This window comes from Ruminococcus sporogenes, from assembly GCF_054655175.1.
In genome coordinates this window covers 529292-551388 of record NZ_BAAHOA010000003.1, presented here as the reverse complement: position 1 = coordinate 551388, position 22097 = coordinate 529292, and the positions used below count along the sequence as shown (strand labels likewise).

The following is a 22097-nucleotide window of genomic DNA, read 5'->3' as shown; positions in this document are numbered from 1 at the left end:
AATTATACTTGTTAATACCCATTATACACCACGCTTATGTTAAATGCAATACATTTTGCCAAATACAGAGCATTTCCCTTACGTTTTCTATAAAATTGTATAATTTACTATAATATTTTTGTAAATAATGACTATAGATTAAAACTATTTTATAAAAGATAATGCTAATTATGATATTACCATATTTCATAACAGCAGTCTTATTTGTATTATGATGAGCCGAGATGGTTTGTTGAGGGGAAAAGGTAATTTGGATAAAATTAAGGATACAGCGTTTATTTTAGCTGTATCCTTTTGTTTCTGTTATTTATTAAGAGCGGCTTTTATCATATCGTCTGACAAGCCAAGTTCTTTTAATCTTTTTGCTATTTCCTGTTCCTTTTTTTCCATGCCGATCTGCTCGCCCTCACGTCTTGCATGACCTAACGCGCTGGCTTCATCGTGCAGAGCCTTTTCTCTTAATCTCGCAAGCTCCTGTATCTTTTCATCCTCGCTCATCTGGTGTATCACCATTACCGCTTTCTGTATCTCCGGCACATTTGTCTGTCTCAGCATTTCCAATTCCTCCTCGCTCTCCGCGTTTATCAGTTGAAGCCAAAGCTCCATGCGGTTATTCTTATTTATCTTCTTGTTTATCTTTTTAAGTTCAAAAAAGTGTATCGCGCACTTATCCGTCAGCAGCTCGTGCCTGTTTACTTCCAGTACCTTAAAGCATGAATGAAATTCAGGACATTCAAACATATTGAAGTTTATTATATTGATCGATATGCTCTGCTTCAGATCGCCGTATTCGTCGCCGCTTTTCAGATCTCCGCTGTACAGCTTAGACCAGTAATACAATACGCGGTCGTTGAAGTCAGGCTCGTTCTTTATCTGCATTTCAACATTGACCAATTTATCGTCCACCTGCATTTTCAGATCAAGCCTGCTGAATTTCCCAGTTATCGTTTCCGGTAGTATTTCGGAGTTCTGAATCACTATCTCTTTTATAGAATCATATGGCAGTTCAAGCATAGTCGATAAAAAGCTATGCAGTATATCCTTGTTTTCCGATTTTGAAAACATCGTTTTGAATATTATATCCAGCTTTGCTTTCACTATGTTTCTGCCCATTGGTATCAGCCTCCGTTACATCTGTTTTCCGTCCTTTTTCTAACTTCATTATATCATACTATGCCAATCATTGCAAGCTTTATAAAAGTAAATTTTACTTCGGTCCCAGTGGAGCCGAAGTTAATGAAACAAGGGCACAGATAACTGTACCCTTGTTTTTGCTTTCAGCGCTAAAGTCAAGTCGGAAGCAGTGAAATAAACCATGAAGATGTAAAGGAGGTTACTTCTTTCTTGAGGCGATAACGCCGATTGCTGACAACAGAATTATTCCCGCTGCCGCAGCCGAAGCTGCTCCGGTGTTGGGGTTAGACGTTCCGCCGGCTCCTGAGTTATTGGCAATTCCCGTTGTCCCCGCCTTACTGTCGGAGTCTGCGGAATCCGTCTTTGATGTGCTGTCGTTTGACGAATCGTCGGTTTTGCTTGACGAATCGTCTGTTTTTGATGACGAATCGGCGTCTGTATCGGACGAGCTTTCGGAATCTGGCGTTGATTCTGAATCAGGAGTTGATTCTGATGAAGGCTCTGACGAGGAATCGTCCGTCTTTTCAACCAGACCCGTAACAGCCGTTTCAAGCGTTGTTTTAGCGGCTTCGATATCTGCCTTTTCAGAATCCTCCGGCAGTTCCTTGGCCGCTGTCAAAGCTTCGGTAAGCGCCGCATAGCTGTTCTCGGTGTAGGCTTCTCCGCTTATTAATTCAGCTTCTGCTATTGCCGATTTCAGTTCGTCAAGCGCGATAGTTCTGTCCGTAACCGCCTTGACTACCTGTCCGACAGCATTGATATATTCCACCTTTGTTACTGCATAAACATAGTCGTTTGCGTTTGCCCACGCCCATGTGTAGGCTACAAGCTTCACATCATCGCCGGATTTTATTTCAGAAGTCAACGGCAATTCAATCGTAAATCCCTTTGCTCCGGCTGTCTGGGAACTGTCTGTTCCGGCAAACTTCATGTAGCTTTCCACGCCTGCGATTGCAGCCTTTGCTTCTATGCTTGCGTACTGGTTAAACGAAACATCGTCAGCGCAGTTGAACGTTATCTTGATTTTTGTCGCTCCTGCAACAGCTTCGTCTGCCGTAAATTCTCCGAGGGTGGTTTCAACGGCGTTTTTCTGAATTACAGCTATCGGCTCTCCGGGTTCTTCAACATTCTGAGGTTTCAGTTCCAAGGTACTCATTGCCGCTTTTAAATCCTCAATGGCGGCAATATATTGTGAAACTAAACCGTCAGTAATTGACTTTGCGTTTGTAATCGCCGTTTCTACTGTCGACCAGCTGTCTTTGGTATAATACTTTTTATTCAGAGCCTCTAACTGATCGATTATTCCATTCATTTCAGTTATCTGAGCTTCAGCGCTTTTCTTCGTTACTGCCGCCTGTGCCACCTTTAAATCTGCGCAAGCTTTATCTATTTCTTCCTGAGAAGCGCCTTCATCATAATATACTGTACTTGCGGAATTTGCCGCAGCTCTTAAATCGTTTAAATTATAATCTATATCCTTTTTCCCTTGTATAAAGTTATTTTCCTCAACCAACGCATTTTTAAGTTCAATTACATTAGTTGTTTTTAACTTTATATTATTATATGCTGTATTCATATCTTCAAGAGCCTTATTTACTTCTGCTTGAGTATAATTATCCCAAACATTCACCCTTATCGCTGCTGAAAGAGCATTGCTTAAAGCGTTAATGCCTGTATACAGACCTTTGTCATAACCTAAATTATCGGTAAATGCCTGTATTTCATCTATTCTTTGTGATAGTACTGTTTTATCAACGATTTCTTCAACGTTATCGAAAGCAGCAGCTAATTAATTAGTGGCATTATTTACTTCTTCCTGTGTTGCAGACGCATTATTATACACAGTCTTTTCATTTGCAAGCTCTGTATCCAACGCTTCGATATTTGTATATTTGGTTTTGTCAAGCTCTGACAGGAAACTTTCCACGTCATTTATTTTAAATGATAAAGAAATTTTATTTGCTTTTGAAGTTTCATTTCCCATTTCAGTATCAATCACTATACTACCGGGCCAGTTATACGATTCCAATGTGCTTTTACAATTTTCATTTTTAACATATGCGATTGCATCGGAATTAACTCCTGTAAAAGCATTAGAGCTATCTATTACAATGGAATCAGTATAAATATACAATCCTTTTAGCGAAGTGCAATTATTAAACGCTCTTGAAGCTATTTTAAAAGATGATCCATTATATTCGTAAATTATTTCTTGAATTGATGAACAATTTCTAAATAATGAACTTGCAGCTTGTGTATAAGTCTGCGGAAATACTATTTTTGTAAAATAATCGTTGCTTTGAAACAGCCGTTGTTCTCCGTATTTATTAACAGGGTAGGTCACTTCGTTCTCAGTATAAGTTTCAGGCATTTTTATTTCTGTATTGTTATTGAGAATGGTCTGATAATCTTCCACTAATGATTCAGGATAAGCTATATTTTCATATACTATCCATGTAAATATGTCTGTAGTAGAAGTTAATTCTAAGTTATTATCGGCAATAGCTGAAAAACCCGCTGCATTAATTCCTATAAGTCCTGTCAGTAAAACGCCTAAAACACGTTTTAAATTTTAAACTTTTTTCATTTTAACCCTCCTAATAAAAAACAGTGTCTGCATTTAACAGACACTGTTCAATTTAGTGATTCTATTCTTTTAAATCCCCATAATTGCTTCAATTAACGTATTACCTGTTGTTGTTACTGCATTGGTATCTCTATTGAATAAACCAAAACCATAATTACCATTAACGCCATTATCCCAATAAGCCGTTACAATATCATACTGTGCAGCATACATATTTAAATTCTCTAAATATGTAGCTCGTTCTATAGTATTATCCTTGTCAACCGCACCATATTCACCTATAATTACAGGCATTTTTATATCATCTGTATATGCAAAATCACTTATCATTTTTAATTGATTCTGCATATACATTCTATCGGATATAACTCCCCAATCTATTACATCATCTGTTTCTTCCAATGCAAAATCATATGGATCATAGTAATGAACAGAAAGCATTAATCTATCATTAGCTGTATCATTCGGCTTTGCGAAACCGCCTGTCATAACTGTATAATCAATATTAGTATTGTAACCAGCTACAACAAGAACTCGATCGCTATTCTTTCCACCGGAGTTTCTGACTGCGGTCACAAATGCCCGATTTAATTCGTTTACATTGCTTAAATTTGAAGCAGACGGCTCGTTTTGAGTACCATTGTTAAGCTCGTTAAATCCTTCAAATATCAGCTTATGATCGTAATCTGCGAATGTATTTGCTATTGATGACCAAACTCCTGAGAACTTACTCTGAATTGCTTCAAATTCTGTTCCTGTTTTTGTAATGTCAAGCCACATACCCTCAACGCCGTTACCGCCGTCCGCAGCAGACACTATTGATAATATTTTTTTCCTGAGCATAATTACTCCTTTCGCTAGAACTGCGTATACGAATATTAATAATTTCCGGAAATTTATTATCTTTTATCTTTAAAATTTTTCTTTAGCGCCCTTTTTACAATATTCTATTGTCAAGCTTCAAACAGCTAAATAAAATTAACATACTATTTTCTCTTATCAAATAATTATTTGATACAATAAGAAATACCATACACTAAATCGTTTTATGGTTTTATTGATTTTGTTTTAATATATTAATTTAATATTTTTGATTTCCAATATACCAAAAATAGGCACGAAATTCTCGTGCAAAATGCACTAATTAAATGTCGGTTTTTGTATATGGTGTAAAAATCTGCAATTCGACAAAGGGGAAAAGGAAAATAAGTAACTATGTTCAGGTTTTCAGGAAAGAAAAATATGACAATAAGATTCCTTGGGGAACAATGGCTTGAAAATAAAAAAATGACCGTTAAACTGTCTACATATTATAACTATAAAAGGCTTTTGAACGACCATATTTTTGCTGATATCGGGGACAAAAAATATACTGCTCTTGACAAGCAGCATATCAATGAATATATTTCGTCCTTAATGAACAGCGGCAGAAAGGACGGAAAAGGCGGTCTGTCGGTAAGCATGACAAGAGATATTATCAAAGCGTTAAGAGCTATCGCAAAATACGCTCAGCTTGAATACGGTCTTAAAAATATCTGCGACGGAATAACCGTTCCGAAAATAAAGAAGCCCGAAGCAAAAACGCTTTCGGACAGGGAACGTAAAAGGCTTGAAAAGTACCTTATTGATAATATATGCTTATGCAACGTCAGCATATTGCTGTGTTTGTATACGGGTTTAAGAATCGGTGAATTATGCGGTCTGCAATGGAAGGACATAGATTTCAGACGGGGCTGTCTTACAGTCAGCAAAACCGTTCAGAGAATATCGCTTGGCAACGGAAAAACCGTTATCTCCATTGATACGCCTAAAACGGACAGCTCTGTCAGGGTAGTTTACATCCCGTTATTTATTATTGAAATGCTGAAAAAGTTCAGGCAGAAGCCTGATATTTTTATTCTTTCCGGCAGGGAAAAACCGACCGAGCCAAGAACATTACAGCATAAATTTAAGAAAATTCTTGCGGTATGTAAAATATCCGATATATCATTCCATGCTCTGCGCCATACCTACGCTACAATGTGCGTGGAAAAGCAGTTTGATATTAAAACTCTGAGCGAGCTGCTCGGTCACAGCGACGTCAAAATTACACTCAATACTTATGTCCATTCCTCGGAAAAATTAAAACGCAAATACGTCAATCGGCTGGCGTGTTAGCGCTGTTCTATGCCTGTTTGTGAATTTCGTAAAACGATTTATTTTACGACATCTTTCGACGGGTATCTTTTCGGATATCCGTTTTTTATTGAATTAGTTTTAACTATGTTAATTAGGCTTTGCAATAGGAAAATTATTCCGACAGAAAAAGCCTGCCGTTACCAGCAAGCTTTTATTGTTCATTATGATCTATAAGCCACAGCAGAAGATCTTTTACAGTCATATTCCCATCTGCCAGCATTAAACCGATCTTTATTAATTCATTTTGCGTATATTTAAGAGTAACGCCGTTAAGCTCTAAGAATATCAGCATTACATGAAGTCCGATCCTTTTGTTGCCGTCTATAAAAGGGTGATTGGATATAATGGAAAATGCAAGCTGTGCAGCCTTATGCTGAATTGTTGGATATAGATCCTCTCCGTCAAAGGTCATAAACGGTGAATTTACAGCGGAGTCAAGAATTCCTTTATCCCTAATACCTTCTATGCCTCCGGTTTTTGCAATAAGATCAGAATGTATTTTTACAATCTGTCTTTCCGTAAGCCTTATCATTTTGCAAGCTCCTTGTATGCTTCCTTGTTCTGTTCTATTATTCTATGCGACAGTTTGGTTATATCCTCATCGTCAGCTTCCTGAATTTTCTCAGCTTCTGAAAACTCCATAATAATATATCTCGGCACATTGTTTTTGAGAATTATAGCCGTCCCATTTTCATCTACAAGTCTTGCAACCTTTGAAAAGTTTTGATTTGCCTCCGATATACTGACTAAAGATTTAGTATTGATAGTCATATTAAATCCCTCCTTCCATATATATTATATACTAAAGTTAGGATAAATTCAACCTATTTTGAAAATTAATTTTCTATATTTGTCTTAACCTCGATCCCGCCCTTGAAAATTATGAGCAGCTCCATCTTGCTTTTAACCTTAATGCATTCTACAAGCTTTCGGATTATGACGTTATCAAAAAATTCAAGCCTCAGACTTTCATCCTTTATCATATCCATAGCCGAATTGATTTTATCCTGGGTATCGGCTGATAAACGCATTTTTTCTTTTAAGTCCTCTTTCTGTTCCTTAAGGCTTTGTTCTTCCATATAAAGCTTTTCGAATTCGCCGTCCAGCTTATCCTCGTCGCAGCCGCCGGAAGCTATAAGCCCAATCAGATTGTTTCTCGACCGATCGATTTCCTTTAAGCGGTTTTCTATCGATATTATCTCATCCTGCCCCTGATATTCCAAGACGCTGCCGATATTGGCTTTAAGTATTTCTGCTATCTCATCCCGGCAGCCGAAATACTCGTTTACCGCATTCAGAATAGCTTTTTCCAGAACTGTTTCCTTTAAAGTAGGCGAGTTAGTACAGTATCTTTTTCCGTGTTCAAGTCGGCTTATGCACCGCCATACAGCGTATCTGTTACCGTTTGAGTTCCATATCTGCCGTCTGTACGGAGTTCCGCAGCTTCCGCAGATGAGAAGCTCGGAAAGCGCATATTTGCTTGAATACTTGCCTTGTTCCGTGATTGTTTTATCCGAAATCTTCCGTTTGGAATTACGTCTTGCAAGCTCCTGCTGAACACGGTTAAAGGTATCTCTGTCTACGATTGGGGAGTGGTGGTCGGTCACAAGGTACATGGGCCTCTCTCCGTTATTTTTCATTACCTTGTGAGTGATACAGTCAACGGTAAAGGTTTTTTGCATTAAAGCGTCGCCCGCATATTTTTCATTTCTGAGTATCGACCTTACTATCTCCCTGTGCCATTCCGTATTTCCGTGAGCTGTTTTTCTTCCCGAAAGCGTCAGCTTATTGGCAATATCGGTCATGCTGAAGCCGTCAAGGAAGAGATCGTATATAGCTCTCACCGTTTCAGCTTCATCGGGAACTATCTCCGGCTTTCCGTCAGCTCCTTTTTTATACCCCAGCAGATGCTTGTACTGAAACGGAACTTTACCGTTACGGTACGCTTTTTCCTTACCCCAAGAAACGTTTTTACTTATTGATTCCGATTCCGCCTGAGCGAAGCTGCCGTACAGAGCTATCATAAATTCCGAAGTCATGGTCAGAGTATTTATGTTTTCCTTTTCAAATATTACTCCGATTCCAAGGTCTTTCAGCTGTCTGACATATTGAAGGCAGTCAACTGTATTTCGGGCGAATCTTGATATTGATTTGGTGATCACCAGATCAATTTTTTTATTTCTGCACATACGGATCATGCGGTTGAACTCCGTTCTTTTCTTTGTCTGAGTACCGCTGATACCTTCGTCGGCAAAAATTCCGGCCAGAGTCCATTCTTTTTTCCTGTTGATCAAATCGGTGTAGTATGCGATCTGCACCTGATAGCTGTTCTGCTGTTCCTCCTGTTCTGTGCTGACACGGCAGTATGCGGCAACCCTCAGTTGACGGTACCTGTTACGGTTTTCCGCTGTCTGCGTTTTCGCAGGTTTATCTTTACATTCGGCGCTGTGTTCATCATTTTCCCTCCTAATGGTATTTTTTATTTTTATCCCATTGATAAACTCGACCTCTATAGTACAGAAACGGCTTATCAAAATCTTGTTTATACAAGACTTGAATAAGCCGATATCCAATGTATTCAGTTGATTCTGATTTATAAATAAGGTTACGAGTTCCGCTGTTTTCTGCGGTTTGTCGCTGTATGTACAGCGCTCGTATTTCATTTCAGCCAGTCTGAATATCTCCGCCTTGACTTTTTCAAAATCCACCTGTGGGGAATCTGTCATCCGGCTGATCTCATTCTGCTGACGTAGAATATCGGAAGTGGGGGAGTAGGCGCTGATTTCGCTCTCGCATTCTATTAAGCTTGGATTTGCAATAGCAGAGTTCAGAGCAGTTAATACAGCTCCGATTATCATCTGATCCGTCAGCCGATATTCAAATTTGAAGCAGCCTTGGTTTGAGCAGTTCCAGTATTCACGTCCCTTGCCGTTAGTTTTTCTGAAAAGCTTTCCTCCGCATTCGGCGCAGTATGCAATCCTTCTGATTTCCTGTAAATCCTCTGAAATAACGCATAGCGAGGTTGCCTTTTGTGTTCGTTTTTCATTTGCCTGCTTAAAAATATTTTCGTCAATTATCCGCGGATATTTATCGTTGCCTAAATACTTCTCGTTTTCAATTATCCGCTTGACCATGTTTTTGTTCCATTTATCAGAATCGGCGGTATATCTGATTTTTTCAGTTTCCATCAGCTTTGCTATTTGAAGCAAGCTGCCGCCTTTCAGATATTCGCTGAAAATCGTTGATACGGCATAGACTTCTTTCGGTTCGGCGGTTATTTCTCCGTTTCTCATACAGTAACCAAACGGGATAACTCTGTTTTTGGGCATTGATTTCACTCCTTTCAACCAATAAGAATACCACAAGGCTTTTAATATATCCAGTACCAATATCAACAAAAATGCCTTACGATTTTTTATCATAAGGCATTTCGCTATAATAGGTTTTCATAATCTCTTCCGGAGTAAACAACCCTTGCTATTGTTATGCGTTTTTTATCCTCGTCGACCCAATAAAACATGATATAATTCTGAACTATGAGCTTGCGGTATTCATGCCTCAGCGGTTTTACAGGAATATACACCGGACACTTATACGGCATATCCGTCAGCTTTTCAGCAGCTTCAATCATTTTCTCAGCCAGTCTTTCAGCGGCTTCGGGATTTTCAAGCTTTACGCCGATATATTTTGCAATGTCAACCATATCACTTTTGGCTATCGGCAAATATTCAATTGTATACATTATTCATCTCTCGCCGCCGCTTTCATTGCACTTAAAACATCTTTTGACGAAAAGCGTTCGCCGGTTTCCGCAGCTTCACGCTCAGCTTCGGTAAGCTTGAAATATACGTCGCTTTCAAAATGCATTTTCTCAAACGCTTCCATACTCATAACTACCATATCGCCGTAACCGTTTTTTGTAAGGAAAACAGGCTGTGCGGTTTCGTGAACGGTCTTTGAAATATCGGCAAAATTGTTTCTTAAATCCGAAACAGGTCTGATCATATTCATATCCATAATCATCGCCTCCTGAATATATTTTATCACAATTACGCTAAATTGTCAATGCGGTCTATATTTTTTCTTTAAACTTCAATCCACCGATCAAGTGAAATTCCAGCTCATGCTGATTTATGACAACAATCTTATCAACAATGCTTTCAAATTCCGATTCTTCAAACTTAGTTATAGGATCATCTTGCTTTTCAAAAAAGTCGATCAGCATTTCAATCTGATCAAGCGTTTCATCCTCATCGTCGGAACATGTAAGCTTTTTCAGCTCCGTTTGCAGTTTATTGATTTTAGCTGTAAGCTCCGCAGTCTGCTCAATGTATTTTGCCTCGTCCAGAAATCCCTTTGTTTTCAGCCGCGCGAGAACATGAGACTGCTCCCGAAGCTTTGCGATCTCCTTGCGGACTTCCATTACCTGAGCCTGACCGCTGAACTTTCTGAGCTTAAGATTCTGAAGAGCGGTATGTGAGGGGAGAAGTATCTCTTTATAATTGAAATACAGCTTGTTGTATAGACGTATAAATGCTGATATTACGTTTACCTCTGAAATCTGCTTATTTGAACATCTGTCGGACTCTGTATCATGCAGCCTGCACACCCAATAATTTTTATTATTGCCGCATTTAAACTTGAATGTTGAACCGCATTCTCCGCAGTAAAGCTTTTTTGAAAATATCCGGCTGTCTTTTATTCCTTTAAATGATTTTTTATGCTCGTTTAAAATTTTCTGAACCTTATCAAAATCTTCTCTTGAAATTATAGGTTCATGTCTTTGTGAATAATAGTATTGCTCACGTTCGCCTTTGTTCAGCATTTGTCTGAACGGAAGCGTATCCGTTGTATACTTCTTCTGAAATAGCTGATCTCCGATATATTTTTCATTAGTCAGCATTAGTTTAACTGTACCCGCAGTCCAATGACATGGTTTGCCTTTCCTTTGGACGTTTAAACTGTTTAGCGTTTTAGCTATTTTTGCAGTGCCGCTGCCGTTCAGATAGCAATCAAATACCTGCCGGACTATTTCGGCTTCTTGGGAATTTAAAGCTAACTCTCCGTTTACAAGGTCGTACCCGAAAAGCGGAGTACACATTTTTATTGTGCCGTTTTCCATTCGCTTTTTTATTCCCCAACGTAAGTTCTGCGAGATCGAAGTCGATTCCTCCTGCGCAAGACCGCCCATAATGGTTATCATCATTTCATCGGTCATCTTTGCGGTATCGATATTTTCTTTTTCAAAAAATATCGTTATTCCAAGGGATTTCAGTTCTCTTACATTTTTCAGACAGTCTTTTGTATTACGGGCAAATCTGCTGATAGATTTCGTATAGATCCTGTCTATCTTACCTCTGCGGCAGTCCTTCATCATCCTCTGAAACTCGCCGCGCTTGTCCTCGCGTGTTCCCGTTATCCCTTCGTCACCATACCCTCACCAACGGAACGAAGGAGCATTAAACCGCTCCAACAAATTTGTAATAAATCGTAATCGTCTGTTCCTTGTTCTTTTTACCTTGCTGATTTTTATCCTCGCTGATTGTAATTTTATCAATCAATGCAGTTAAAGTTTGTCTGTCAAGTACTGTAATGTTTGCGTACTCTTTTAACAGTGCAATAAATCTTGAAACGTCCGTCCTGTTTTCTTGAATCGTACTAACCTCGTCTTCCAGTGTATGAACTGTTTCTGTCAATGTTTGCTTTTCATTCTGATAATCTGTGATAAACACCGAAAACAAATCATCCGGTATTTTTCCGCTGAGATTATCTTCATACACTCGTTTAATTCGAGCGTCCATTTCTTCCAGACGTTTCTTTGCTTGTTTTAATTCCTTTTTGGCTTTGGCAAGCTGTTTTTCTTCCGCAGAGCATTTCACAGAAAGAATTTCCTGAATGGCTTTTCCCTCGTCTTCTTCAATCAACTTTACATGCCTTTGTATGTCTTCCAAGACAATCTTGTAAAGGTTTTCATATGTAATATGATGAGAAGTACAGGCTTTTGTACCGTCTGTGCGATATTTTCCGCAAGAATAGTATTTCGGATAATTTGTTCTGTCGTGATGGAGCATACTGTAACCGCATTCCGCACAGTAGAACAGTTTGGAAAATATCTGCGGTTTGCCTGTTCTTTTAACAAAACGTAATCTTCCGTCAAGCGACTTTTGTACAGTGTCAAATAATTCTTGACTGACGATTGCTTGATGGGTATTCTCCACAATAATCCAGTCTTCACGCTTATTCGGTACAATTTTTTTTGTACGGTAAGACTGTACACGTTTTCTGCATTGCACATTGTGTCCGGCATATACCGGATTTCTTAAAATCCACCTAACAACAGCGCCGTCCCAAGTATATTTCTTTTGAAATGTACCATTGACCGAATTCTTTTTAGAATTTCGATAGTCCAAAGGTGTTAAAACTCCATCTTCTTCCATAATTTTAGCAATTTTCTTTGTTGAAACTCCGGAAGAACTTAATTCAAACATTCTTCTGATATGCGGTGCGATTTCCTCATTGATTATCAAAATATGCTTATCTTCTGGACTTTTCAAAAATCCATATGGTGCATAAGGCGCAAGAAATTCGCCTTTTCTTGCCTTTGCATGCAGAGAAGAACGTATTTTTACCGAAATATCCTTTGCGTATATATCGTTTAGGATATTTTTGAACGGCGCAATGTCGTTGTTGGAATAAAGGGTATCAATCCCGTCATTCAGTGCAATAAATCGCACATTCTTTTCTGGGAAATAGATTTCTGTGTACTGTCCGCACATGATGTAATTTCTGCCCAGTCTCGATAAATCCTTAACAATGACAAGATTAATTCTGCCTTGTTCAATATCGTGTATCATTCTTTGAAAATTGGGACGTTCAAAATTCACACCGCTGTAACCATCGTCAACATATATATCAGTCAGTTTCCAGCCTTGCTTTTTCACGTATTCTGTCAGCATTGTTTTTTGACTTGCAATGCTCATGCTTTCCAAGTTAGTTCCATCGTCAACCGATAAACGGCAGTAAATAGCGACGGAATAAGTTTGTTGTATTCCCATTTCTGACCTCCTTTGAATACAACAAAAACCAACCGGACAAATATCATTTTCTGTACTGATTATAGCACAAAAAAGCAGTAAATTCCAGTTGATTTTGTTACTTTTTCAAAATAAGAATTCATATAGAATCATCATATAGGATTCGTTTAACTGCCAAATCGTATAGGATTTTACTCGAAGTATTTATTCCTATGAATTTACTGATTATATGTCACGGTATATGTATTTTCTTCTTTGTCATTTTCTTTTTCTGTCAGTGATGTATCCTTTTCCATAGACAAAACCTCCCATATCAATTTTTATGTGAGAAGAAAATTGTCTATGCACGTGTTAATGTCAATAAGAAAATGTACAAAATTTTGAATTTAGTTATGTACATTTTTGTACATGATTAAATTCCATTTTTTGTACATTCTTATATTATCATTAACAGCACGTCCGATTTTGAAAAATTACCTGTTCCACCAACCCATGACAAAAGTGTTCTAACCACATAAGACAGCGCATAAAAATAAATAAAAAGGCGAAAGCCTTGTAAATACGCTATAATTTCATTCCCGATGTAATAGAGGGGTCTCCTATTTCATACGAGACCCCTCTATTACATCGTGGAATACATATAATAAATTATATTGAAATTATAGAGTTATTTTATTTTTGTTTTTTTATTTATTTTTATTATATTATTATATTTGTTAGGGTGGTGGAACAGGTGAAAGTAGTAGAACGAGATAAGTTAATTTTAAGAGAAGTTGAGAGATGGAGAGTGTGCGGAAGTAGACATATAGTTTTTTAATAAAGCGGATTGAATATCTTGAAAGCTTAGACGAGCAAGGCGAGTATAATTATTCTTAACTCCTTAACTGCAAAAGTGCAAAAAAATTCTGTATGTTTTGAAAGAACATACAGAAATTTTTTGCGTATTAATTTTTCATGGAGTGAATAAATTATAAAATATCATTTATTTTAATAGATTTAATTTATAGGTTATAGTATAATTTACTTGCTTCATTTTTAAAACTATTTTGATTTCCAAACACATCATTTTTTTCATTATACATACATTTATTAACGTATTGTTTGGCGGCATTATAGTCCGAGTTTGTTCCAATAGCATTAATATAGCATAGAGCTGTATAATACTGTGCATCTGGGAATCCCATATCTGCAAGTTCTTTCAAAAAAATAAATCCTTTTTTTTGTTCTATTTGTGGTCGATCAGAGTTAGCATAATTTACTGCCAATTCTATTTTTCCTATATATATGTATTTTTGTTCTTCAGGTTCAACATTAAAAAGCAAATTTGCTGAAGATAGAACTTTTGCATATTCAATTTTTTTAGAATAATCTTTATCAATAATTAAACCATTATTTCCATTCCATTATATAAACAGAACATCTTATATATTGCAGTTACGTATCCCAGTCCTGCACTTACTTTTAAATATTTTAATCCCAAGTTATAATTTTGTTCTACACCTTCACCATTTAGATAACAATAAGCCATATTATATGCTCCTTTTGCATCTCCATTAATCATTTCTTCTCTATAGTAGTTAAAATCTTCTTCAGTAATAGCCATTTTTCATCCTCACTTTTTAATTATTATTATTTATACTTTTTGTGTAAGTTTTCGATTAATCTTCATACATTGGTTTCTTTTCTTTTAAAACTTCATCAATCGATTGTAAAATCGATTCTCTAAAACTCTCAACATATATATTTTTTTTAATTGCTGATGCATATTTTTTCATATCTTCAATAGTGAGTTTATCTTCTGGTGTGAACAATGTAATTATAAGTAAATTTAAGTTTCTTCCAAATTTTTCACAGGAAAATAACATAGATGTGCAACGATTACGTTCACTACAAAATTCAAATAATACAGTTTCGTTATAAGTAATATTCTCCAAATCCAATGCTTTGGCGTTAACTTTGCTACATTTTATTTCACCATCAAAGTCTTGAATCATTTTTTCAAATTCTTTATAAATATTACTGTTGTTAATTTTTTGTCCGGCCATTAATGGAAGTGTTTTCCTCCATATATTTATAGACAACGAATAATTTAACAATATATTTTTCATAGATAATTTTTTGAAAAAAACGTCAAATTCCTTTGATGTCCACTCACAAGATGAGCTATCATAATAAAAAAAATCAGTCTCAGGAGCAATTTCAAAAATTTTAACATTTGTCATTCCTCCATTAGATAAAAACGACAGACGTTCTTGCATAGATTCAGTTATCTCACCTTTTGAGTTTACAATGTTTTTTAAAACATTAAGTTCCAAATCGTATAGTTCCATCCATGCTAACGCTGAAACTATGTATTTTTGATATGATGTTTTTCCTTCAAGAATAGCATGATTATATTTGTCAATATCTTGACGTACTAATTCTAAACCGCCTATTTGATTTTTTGCATAAATTTCAGCAATAATTCTCTCCGAAATAGGGTTTTTTGTTGCTGTAAATTCATCAAAAAAACCACATAATTCATAAAAATCTTCAGTACTAAACGGCTTTCTCATTGCATAATACCACATAAGTATAGCTATTTTTTTCAAAAAGTCTAAATTAAATACACGAATCATACCAATAAAATTATCATCTTCATTATCTGTAACATGTGAAAGATTTTCTCTAATCTCTTTTTTGATTTCTGTTTCATGTTGTTGAATAAAGGTTATTTCGTTCGGGTCATTTAAGGGTAATTCAAATTTTCCATATTCTAATTGTTTGATAAATATAAGACCTTTTGAAAAAACAACATCTAAATATTCCTTAAGGTTGTTCAATAATTCATCATATTTATTAGTATGTGTTGCACTGATTATTGCACACAATTTGCAATATATTATATTTACATCTAAGCCTTTTCCAATCATTTCTTTTCCGAATTTTGTTTCTTTTAGACTTGAAATAATAAATTCTTTAATTTTATCTACAGCAACCTCTTTAATTTCAGCATGAACTTTAAGATATTCTTGGTTTTTTATATTTTCAATCAAAAAATCATATTCATTCCACTTCTTTTCATAAAATTCAATTCCATTAATTCCCTCCACTTCAAATCCGCAAAATCATTCACTGTCTAACGTTATAACGCTTGCTGAGTCAAGACATTTTTGTTCAAATATAACTAGCTCAGCTTCATTTTTATATTTATTAACTAATGTAACAGCTTCATTCCATTCATCTCTTAATAATTTATTTTTTTCTTGTATTAGCCGACGTTGCGCATTTTCTTCACTTTGCTGCCGCATTCTTAATCTCCACTCTGCATCAGCTATTTCATTTTTATATCTCTGGTATTCGTATCTTTTTTTCCCAACAACGCATACCCCAATGATTATACCTATAAAAACTATAAATCCCATTACATTACTCCTTAAGTTTTTTTAATATTTTGTTATCTTCTATTGTTTTTGGGTAACTTTTAGCAGCACAATAATATATATTTTGTTCTACATAAAAAATCGTCTATACATGTATATATCCAAGTATTTTTTATATTGTTTTTGATTATTCTCTGTTCATTTCAATAGGTATAGCTTCTTTTAATAACTTGAAGTTTGTTTTAGATGGTAGAATAAAGTCTTCTATTTCACCATCTTCTTTAAACACTAGTATTCCCATGTGTCCTATCTTATCTTGATTCTCTTTTCCAGAATAAAAAATCCAAGCGTCTTTTGTTTCAAGTGCTTTTGCTAGTTCTGTTTCACCGTATTTTTCAAAAAAATAATTAACTGCTATTTTACAAGCATCATAAAAACTTAACATTGTTAACCTCCTTACAACAATCAATAATTTTACTGGATACTTCTATATTGTCTATTCTACAAAATTTTGTTTTTCCATCTGCAACAGAATCAAAGTAATATGAAACATCACTTTCTCCCGTTTGAGGATCTATAAATTGTGTTTTTCCATATACTTGTTCTGCAATGAATGTATGACCAGAATTGGTATTATTCCAAGTAACCACTATCTGTGCCCTTGAACCATCTCCCCATTCTTGCATTGTATCTTTTATTTGTTCGCATCCTGTTCCTAAACAAGTTTTAACTTTAGCATTTTTCCATACATTAAATGGGTAATAAGAAAGATAATCTGAACTATATTTATTTGCTGGTAAAGCTGTTACATTATATCCTCGTCTTCTCATTTCATATGTTGGTACACATCGTTGACAATTAATTTGCCACTCAAATCCTTCTTTATAATTAGGATTGCTTTTGTGCAAGTCTGAGTTAATATCATGACTTTCTAAAATTCTTGCCCAGTTATGTACAATATAACTTTCCATTTCAGTAGCTTTACGTTCTAAAGGTACAGGGGCAAAGGCTTGTGAATTTAATTCAATTTGGAATGAAAGTTCGATTCACAAACTATTTAATTTATGCGCAACATCGCTTATTTCATGTTCGATTTCTATTAATTCGCCTTGAACAGATTCTAATTGTGACATATCTGTATCCATTTCAGATATTGCGATATCAATATTTTTTCCCAATCCAAATCTATCTAAAACAGGTTTTTTTTGTTCTAATTTCTGACGTTCCTGTTTAGTACTTTCCGTCATTTCTAAAACTTCCTGTTTCATATCTTGCAATGACATTAAATCATCTGTCATTTCAATTGAAAGTTTTTCTCCCTTTTCCGAATTTTCTTCAAGAGCTTGGTTTATCTGCTCCATAATAAGCTTTTTTGTACGCTCATCCATATCGGAAATCTGAACGGCACTTCCTGAATCCATAAGTGCTTGCTTACGTTCTTCAAGCTGATTTAGTTCTTCTTTTTTGGTATCAAGATTCCGTTTAACGTCACCTTGTTTATCTTTCACCTTATCAATACTATGAGTTGCCATGTTCTTTCCTCCATAAATTTACTATTTTAGAGATACTTTTTTCATACTTTAATCCTATATTTGAAATTATTTCTAACATTTCATCTTTCCTTTTCTTTTCAATAAATTTCTCTGAAATAGATATACATTCAAATTTGTAAACCCTTTTCTTTACATTTAATAAATCTAATATTTTAGCAAATGATTCTATGTTTATTTCAAATTCTTTGTATTGCATTTTAATAAAATCAAAACTAATTAGGTTATGAATTAATGTTCGCTCAATATTAAGAAGTTTTTTACATTGCTCCTTAATATGATTCCATTGTTCTTGCGTTTCTCTTTTGTATAATGCGTAAAATGCTGGCTTTTGTAACATTATTTCATACAAATCATTGTCATTTGGAGTGTGTTCACCATGTATGTCTATAAGATTCACTTGCATTTCAAATGGACGAATTAATTTTTCATATGTAAATAATGCTTGACCGCTTGTATAGGTTGCCATATTTTCTATTTGGAGCGGACTTGCAGACATTGTACTTCCAACAAGTTCACGGTCATCTGCTGATGTTAAACGATGCACCAACTTAATATTTGTGTTCTTAATAACCTCCGGTGCCATTGCTGTCGGCAACTGGTCAGCGATAATAATACCTTCACGCAATGCCCTTACTTCTGCAAGCATTTTTACAATAAATGCAGTTGCCGCAATTTTCGGATTCGAATCTTGTCCATTTTTTACTTGTGATTCTGGTGCAATTAAGTTATGTGCTTCTTCAATAAAAATCACATGACGAACAGGTTTGTCTTTATCCACTAATGGATTTGCTTTTAATGTTTCTCTTATTAAAGTGCAAAGCAGTAATGTCACAAAATTAGCCAGTCCTTCACCAAGTGATTCCAACTCAATAATAACTGGTTTCGTCAGCCATTCTTCCGGTGAAAGTGTGGATTTCGGAACGTCAAAAATTTCCTTCATCTCTCTGCGAAGTAAGCTTCCAATTCTCATTTCTAGAACAGAGCGAATATTTCCTTGAATTTCACTATCATAATTAGTAGTCAGTAGTTCTTTTTCGAATTGATCATATAGTTCAGATATTAATGGATAAGATTTTGTGCCCATGTTAATATCCTTTACATTCCACCCATGTTTTTCATAAATGGCTTGAATGGCATGGTCTAATATAAATGGCGCAGGCGATGCAATTGGAAATGCTCCTTCAAAAACTTGACACAATTTACTAATATGCTCTGATAAAGTTAATCCCCTTGGAAATTCAAATGGGTTAATTCTAATTGGAAAATTCGTACAAGCAGACGGTGAGAAAATTAGTAATTCTGGAATATCAAATAACGCTAATTCACGATATTCTTTTTTCGCTGGTTCTAATACAAGAAACGGAATATTCAGCTTTTGTTTACTACCATTTTCTTCTACTTCATAATTCCAAAGACTATTGGCTAAATGAAGCATAGTATTTGTCTTACCAGAACCAGGAACACCGCATACAAACATATGCTTTGGAAATAATTTTTGCGGAATCAATACATCATAATTGTTTTTATCTTTGCCAAGAATGATTCCATCACTTTCTTGAATTGCTGCTGTTTCTTTTGGCAACTCAATATTTTCGCCATCATATAATATAGGTAATCTTACAAAGGTAGAGATTTCTTCCGCTGTAAAAGTAGTAGCCCAATTTTGCATAGACTTTGGAGCATCTTTGATATGATATCCAATAGGAATCTCATCTAATAATTCGTAAGCTGTAAATATTCCCTGTTTTACATGTGTAGTAGCGTTGCCACTTTGGATGGATTCCGATATAGTACTATTCAATATTAATTGGCAATACTGCTTATCGCTTGAAAATGCACAAATTCTACAACGAAATATAGGAGAACTATCAATTGATTTTATCCAATCTTCATACTGATTAAGTACTTCATCTGCATTTGGGTCATGTTGACTTTTCTGTATTCTTGAATATTCACTTATGCCTAAATTTTTATTAGATATATTTCTTAAAAATGTTAGAGGTCGTTCAAAATTTTTATGAATTTGCTCTTCTATATCTTCTTCAATATATAAATCCACACGATAACAGCATCTTTCATTAAAAGATTCCATCAATTGAATCATGTTATATAATCGTGCATTCTCGTTTATTTTCCAATTAGGTACAAGATAAAAGTATTTTTCTTCATTATCAATAATAGTTTGAAGAATTCTTTCTTTTTTACGAAGTATTGTCATACATGAATATTTTGTTTCTACTTCAAATATTTTTTGTATCTCATGAAATTGAAAGTATTCTGAAATATTAGATGCATCTATAATTTTTCGTAATTTCAAATAATAAGCTTTGTTTTCTTCATTTCCTGAGAATGCAACATAGATACACAGTTTCATTCCAGCTTTTCTTTTTGGATTATAATCATAGATAAAATGAATATGAATTCCACCCAATAATGCTACTCGGTATAATTGTTTGATGAACTGTAATTGTGCTTCTAGCATACCTTCAATTCCAGAATCAGCAAACACTTGATATTTGCTTAATGTCAAATCTGGTATACTATTAATTTCATATATTAACATTTTCAACACTCCTTCCATATTTATAATAATTTGCATAATTCCTATTTTTCAGGACATACTAATCATGTATAATTATTTTGTCTTTACTCTCAAAGTTTATTACTTTGAGAGTTTTTACCTTTAAATCACGCAAATACGGAGTTTCTTACTTTTTTTGACCATATTTTTGACCACTAATAGAATACCGACATTTTTTCCATGTTCTTTCTTTTATGCTCCTCTGACGGGTGTACATATCTTTCAAGAGTAAATTTTACGCTTGAATGTCCCAGTATTTCGCTGAGACTTTTTATATCAAAATCTTGCTCTATTGCTCTTGTTGCAAACGTATGTCTTAACGCATGATAATTTATATCTTCTATTCCTGATTCCTTTAAATACGTTTTAAACATATCCTGATATACCCTTGGCTCTATAAATTCTGCTGTTCCTGTTAATAAATATTTTTCTTTATCCGTCTTATATTTTTTCATTAAATTCACAATAAATGACGGTATTGGTATTTCACGTATTGACTTTTGACTTTTTGGGGTATCTATTACTATTTTGGTTTTATTTATGGCTTTTTCATCAAGATTTTTTATTCTCTGCATGGTTTTATTTATCCTTAAAGTTTCAGTTTGAAAATTGACGTCTTCCCATTTTAACGCGCATACTTCTCCTATACGAACGCCCATAAACAATGACAACAATACCCCTATTTTATTTATATCAAATGTTAACTGAATGTAATTTATAAGCTTACTGTGTTCGTATTTACTAAGTATAGCCAGTTCTTTGTTTTTGACTTTTGGCTGACTTACATTAAAATCAAAGTATTCAATATATTTCCTTGATACCGCAAACTTTATTATCTGCTTTAATAATACAATAATGTCGTGTACTGTCTTTTCGGACAACTTCACTGCTTTTTCATTTATAAATAATTCGATGGTTTCATTTGTCAGATATCTTGCTTTTCTGTTTTTAAAATATGGAATAATATGATTGTTAATTATGCTGTAGTAATTTGTATATGTGGACTGTTTTACTTTTGATTCCTTGTTTTCAAGCCATTCTTTACAAAAATTTTCGATATTAATAATACTGCCGTTTACCCTAACCTTCTTGCGTTCTTTTAATTTGGTCTTTACATCTGAATAAGATGTACCGTAAACAGAACGGTAACAGGCTTTACCATTACTATTGTATTTTTCAATATATCGTCCCTCCCAACGTCCGTCTGTTCTTTTTCTTATATTTTCACCTCGTCTTGCCATATATCAAACCTCCGTCGTACCATAATTTTGACCATAAATAGAATTTTTTCTATTATTTCATATTGTAAATTGTACAAAAATATTGTTGAAAAATTGTAAACTTTGTAGATATTGCAATTTTAACTTATATATTTATTGACATTAATTACAAAAAACAGTATAATTAATCTATAAAAACAGTCTTATTCGACACTCTCAAAGTAATAAACTTTGAGAGTTTTTTTGTCGTTTTTACTTAATATATCTTATTCATTCATGGTTTATATATGACAATAATTCCTTAATTTTGCTTTCTTATTGTAATTCATAAAAAATACTGTCAAGGGTAAATTTCACGCTTTCGCGCCCTTGACAGTATTTTTTTATGAATTCTTTTTCGGTTAGCAAATTTAAGGAATATTATGCTTCGAAAATCATATTTGCCTGT

21 protein-coding genes and 1 pseudogene are annotated in these 22097 nt (G+C 34.8%); 1 reads left to right on the top strand and 21 read right to left on the bottom strand.

All coding sequences use genetic code 11. The features are described 5' to 3' along the window. Positions 1 to 303: 303 nt before the first annotated feature. From ACYQ0N_RS12850 to ACYQ0N_RS12835, 4 genes are all read right to left on the bottom strand, one after another. A complete protein-coding gene (locus tag ACYQ0N_RS12850; RefSeq protein ID WP_460162911.1) occupies positions 304 to 1113 on the bottom strand; it encodes an Rpn family recombination-promoting nuclease/putative transposase in 810 nt (269 codons plus the stop codon). Positions 1114 to 1333: 220 nt separating this feature from the next. Further along, complete coding sequence (locus ACYQ0N_RS12845) at positions 1334 to 2764, bottom strand: hypothetical protein (protein ID WP_460162910.1); 1431 nt, start codon at positions 2762 to 2764, stop codon at positions 1334 to 1336. Positions 2765 to 2923: 159 nt separating this feature from the next. Next, positions 2924 to 3550, bottom strand: a complete 627-nt coding sequence (locus tag ACYQ0N_RS12840; protein ID WP_460162909.1) for a leucine-rich repeat protein — start codon at positions 3548 to 3550, stop codon at positions 2924 to 2926. A gap of 240 nt (positions 3551 to 3790) precedes the next feature. Beyond that, positions 3791 to 4564 carry a glycoside hydrolase family 5 protein gene (locus ACYQ0N_RS12835; RefSeq protein WP_460162908.1) on the bottom strand — a complete coding sequence of 258 codons (774 nt, stop codon included), beginning with the start codon at positions 4562 to 4564 and terminating at the stop codon, positions 3791 to 3793. A gap of 399 nt (positions 4565 to 4963) precedes the next feature. On the opposite strand from ACYQ0N_RS12835, the gene ACYQ0N_RS12830 reads away from it, so the two are divergent. Next, complete coding sequence (locus tag ACYQ0N_RS12830; protein WP_460162907.1) at positions 4964 to 5878, top strand: tyrosine-type recombinase/integrase; 915 nt, start codon at positions 4964 to 4966, stop codon at positions 5876 to 5878. 172 nt (positions 5879 to 6050) lie between these two features. Here the strand turns inward: ACYQ0N_RS12830 and ACYQ0N_RS12825 are convergent, their stop codons facing one another. The 17 genes and pseudogenes from ACYQ0N_RS12825 to ACYQ0N_RS12745 all read right to left on the bottom strand — a co-directional run bounded on the left by ACYQ0N_RS12825 (position 6051) and on the right by ACYQ0N_RS12745 (position 21670). Beyond that, the gene (locus ACYQ0N_RS12825; protein ID WP_177531636.1) at positions 6051 to 6431 is read right to left on the bottom strand and encodes a type II toxin-antitoxin system death-on-curing family toxin; all 381 of its coding nucleotides are present in this window, start codon (positions 6429 to 6431) and stop codon (positions 6051 to 6053) included. Then, positions 6428 to 6670 (bottom strand): type II toxin-antitoxin system Phd/YefM family antitoxin, encoded by a 243-nt coding sequence (locus ACYQ0N_RS12820; protein ID WP_124100736.1) that lies wholly within the window; start codon positions 6668 to 6670, stop codon positions 6428 to 6430. Before ACYQ0N_RS12820 ends, ACYQ0N_RS12825 begins: the two co-directional genes overlap by 4 nt. Before the next feature lie 65 nt (positions 6671 to 6735). Then, positions 6736 to 9228 carry a recombinase family protein gene (locus ACYQ0N_RS12815; protein WP_460162906.1) on the bottom strand — a complete coding sequence of 831 codons (2493 nt, stop codon included), beginning with the start codon at positions 9226 to 9228 and terminating at the stop codon, positions 6736 to 6738. 104 nt (positions 9229 to 9332) lie between these two features. Continuing rightward, positions 9333 to 9641 carry a type II toxin-antitoxin system RelE/ParE family toxin gene (locus ACYQ0N_RS12810; RefSeq protein ID WP_460162202.1) on the bottom strand — a complete coding sequence of 103 codons (309 nt, stop codon included), beginning with the start codon at positions 9639 to 9641 and terminating at the stop codon, positions 9333 to 9335. Then, positions 9641 to 9916 (bottom strand): type II toxin-antitoxin system Phd/YefM family antitoxin, encoded by a 276-nt coding sequence (locus ACYQ0N_RS12805; protein ID WP_460162203.1) that lies wholly within the window; start codon positions 9914 to 9916, stop codon positions 9641 to 9643. The genes ACYQ0N_RS12810 and ACYQ0N_RS12805 overlap by 1 nt, the downstream gene beginning before the upstream one ends. Before the next feature lie 55 nt (positions 9917 to 9971). Then, positions 9972 to 11000, bottom strand: coding sequence for a recombinase family protein (locus tag ACYQ0N_RS12800; protein ID WP_460162940.1), 1029 nt, complete (start codon positions 10998 to 11000; stop codon positions 9972 to 9974). Positions 11001 to 11021: 21 nt separating this feature from the next. Further along, positions 11022 to 11321 (bottom strand): annotated as a pseudogene (locus ACYQ0N_RS12795) (recombinase family protein); the annotation flags it as partial. Positions 11322 to 11358: 37 nt separating this feature from the next. Next, positions 11359 to 12954: a recombinase family protein gene (locus tag ACYQ0N_RS12790; RefSeq protein ID WP_460162905.1), complete on the bottom strand. Its 1596-nt coding sequence runs from the start codon at positions 12952 to 12954 to the stop codon at positions 11359 to 11361. Between the two features lie 980 nt (positions 12955 to 13934). Then, complete coding sequence (locus ACYQ0N_RS12785; protein WP_460162904.1) at positions 13935 to 14198, bottom strand: hypothetical protein; 264 nt, start codon at positions 14196 to 14198, stop codon at positions 13935 to 13937. A 116-nt stretch (positions 14199 to 14314) separates the two neighbouring features. Next, positions 14315 to 14536: an SEL1-like repeat protein gene (locus ACYQ0N_RS12780; RefSeq protein WP_460162903.1), complete on the bottom strand. Its 222-nt coding sequence runs from the start codon at positions 14534 to 14536 to the stop codon at positions 14315 to 14317. Between the two features lie 55 nt (positions 14537 to 14591). Further along, positions 14592 to 16025 (bottom strand): hypothetical protein, encoded by a 1434-nt coding sequence (locus ACYQ0N_RS12775; RefSeq protein WP_460162902.1) that lies wholly within the window; start codon positions 16023 to 16025, stop codon positions 14592 to 14594. A 15-nt stretch (positions 16026 to 16040) separates the two neighbouring features. Beyond that, complete coding sequence (locus tag ACYQ0N_RS12770) at positions 16041 to 16337, bottom strand: hypothetical protein (protein ID WP_460162901.1); 297 nt, start codon at positions 16335 to 16337, stop codon at positions 16041 to 16043. Between the two features lie 145 nt (positions 16338 to 16482). Beyond that, positions 16483 to 16740, bottom strand: a complete 258-nt coding sequence (locus ACYQ0N_RS12765) for a hypothetical protein (protein ID WP_460162900.1) — start codon at positions 16738 to 16740, stop codon at positions 16483 to 16485. Continuing rightward, positions 16724 to 17266, bottom strand: a complete 543-nt coding sequence (locus tag ACYQ0N_RS12760; RefSeq protein WP_460162899.1) for a toxin glutamine deamidase domain-containing protein — start codon at positions 17264 to 17266, stop codon at positions 16724 to 16726. The genes ACYQ0N_RS12765 and ACYQ0N_RS12760 overlap by 17 nt, the downstream gene beginning before the upstream one ends. A gap of 75 nt (positions 17267 to 17341) precedes the next feature. Continuing rightward, on the bottom strand, positions 17342 to 17827 hold the full coding sequence (locus ACYQ0N_RS12755) for a hypothetical protein (protein ID WP_460162898.1): 486 nt from the start codon (positions 17825 to 17827) through the stop codon (positions 17342 to 17344). Beyond that, positions 17814 to 20411: an ATP-binding protein gene (locus tag ACYQ0N_RS12750; RefSeq protein ID WP_460162897.1), complete on the bottom strand. Its 2598-nt coding sequence runs from the start codon at positions 20409 to 20411 to the stop codon at positions 17814 to 17816. Before ACYQ0N_RS12750 ends, ACYQ0N_RS12755 begins: the two co-directional genes overlap by 14 nt. Positions 20412 to 20584: 173 nt before the next feature. Then, entirely contained in the window at positions 20585 to 21670 is a 1086-nt protein-coding gene (locus tag ACYQ0N_RS12745; protein ID WP_460162896.1) for a tyrosine-type recombinase/integrase, read from the bottom strand. Between the last annotated feature and the right edge of the window lie 427 nt (positions 21671 to 22097).

Bases quoted from the DNA above. Each gene is read 5' to 3' on its own strand.
- ACYQ0N_RS12765 (WP_460162900.1), bottom strand. From the start codon at position 16,740: ATGTTAAGTTTTTATGATGCTTGTAAAATAGCAGTTAATTATTTTTTT.
- ACYQ0N_RS12750 (WP_460162897.1), bottom strand. From the start codon at position 20,411: ATGTTAATATATGAAATTAATAGTATACCAGATTTGACATTAAGCAAA.
- ACYQ0N_RS12745 (WP_460162896.1), bottom strand. From the start codon at position 21,670: ATGGCAAGACGAGGTGAAAATATAAGAAAAAGAACAGACGGACGTTGG.
- ACYQ0N_RS12850 (WP_460162911.1), bottom strand. From the start codon at position 1,113: ATGGGCAGAAACATAGTGAAAGCAAAGCTGGATATAATATTCAAAACG.
- ACYQ0N_RS12815 (WP_460162906.1), bottom strand. From the start codon at position 9,228: ATGCCCAAAAACAGAGTTATCCCGTTTGGTTACTGTATGAGAAACGGA.
- ACYQ0N_RS12830 (WP_460162907.1), top strand. From the start codon at position 4,964: ATGACAATAAGATTCCTTGGGGAACAATGGCTTGAAAATAAAAAAATG.
- ACYQ0N_RS12800 (WP_460162940.1), bottom strand. From the start codon at position 11,000: ATGTGTACTCCGCTTTTCGGGTACGACCTTGTAAACGGAGAGTTAGCT.
- ACYQ0N_RS12825 (WP_177531636.1), bottom strand. From the start codon at position 6,431: ATGATAAGGCTTACGGAAAGACAGATTGTAAAAATACATTCTGATCTT.
- ACYQ0N_RS12835 (WP_460162908.1), bottom strand. From the start codon at position 4,564: ATGCTCAGGAAAAAAATATTATCAATAGTGTCTGCTGCGGACGGCGGT.
- ACYQ0N_RS12760 (WP_460162899.1), bottom strand. From the start codon at position 17,266: ATGGAAAGTTATATTGTACATAACTGGGCAAGAATTTTAGAAAGTCAT.
- ACYQ0N_RS12770 (WP_460162901.1), bottom strand. From the start codon at position 16,337: ATGGGATTTATAGTTTTTATAGGTATAATCATTGGGGTATGCGTTGTT.
- ACYQ0N_RS12820 (WP_124100736.1), bottom strand. From the start codon at position 6,670: ATGACTATCAATACTAAATCTTTAGTCAGTATATCGGAGGCAAATCAA.
- ACYQ0N_RS12805 (WP_460162203.1), bottom strand. From the start codon at position 9,916: ATGGATATGAATATGATCAGACCTGTTTCGGATTTAAGAAACAATTTT.
- ACYQ0N_RS12810 (WP_460162202.1), bottom strand. From the start codon at position 9,641: ATGTATACAATTGAATATTTGCCGATAGCCAAAAGTGATATGGTTGAC.
- ACYQ0N_RS12790 (WP_460162905.1), bottom strand. From the start codon at position 12,954: ATGGGAATACAACAAACTTATTCCGTCGCTATTTACTGCCGTTTATCG.
- ACYQ0N_RS12755 (WP_460162898.1), bottom strand. From the start codon at position 17,827: ATGGCAACTCATAGTATTGATAAGGTGAAAGATAAACAAGGTGACGTT.
- ACYQ0N_RS12780 (WP_460162903.1), bottom strand. From the start codon at position 14,536: ATGGCTATTACTGAAGAAGATTTTAACTACTATAGAGAAGAAATGATT.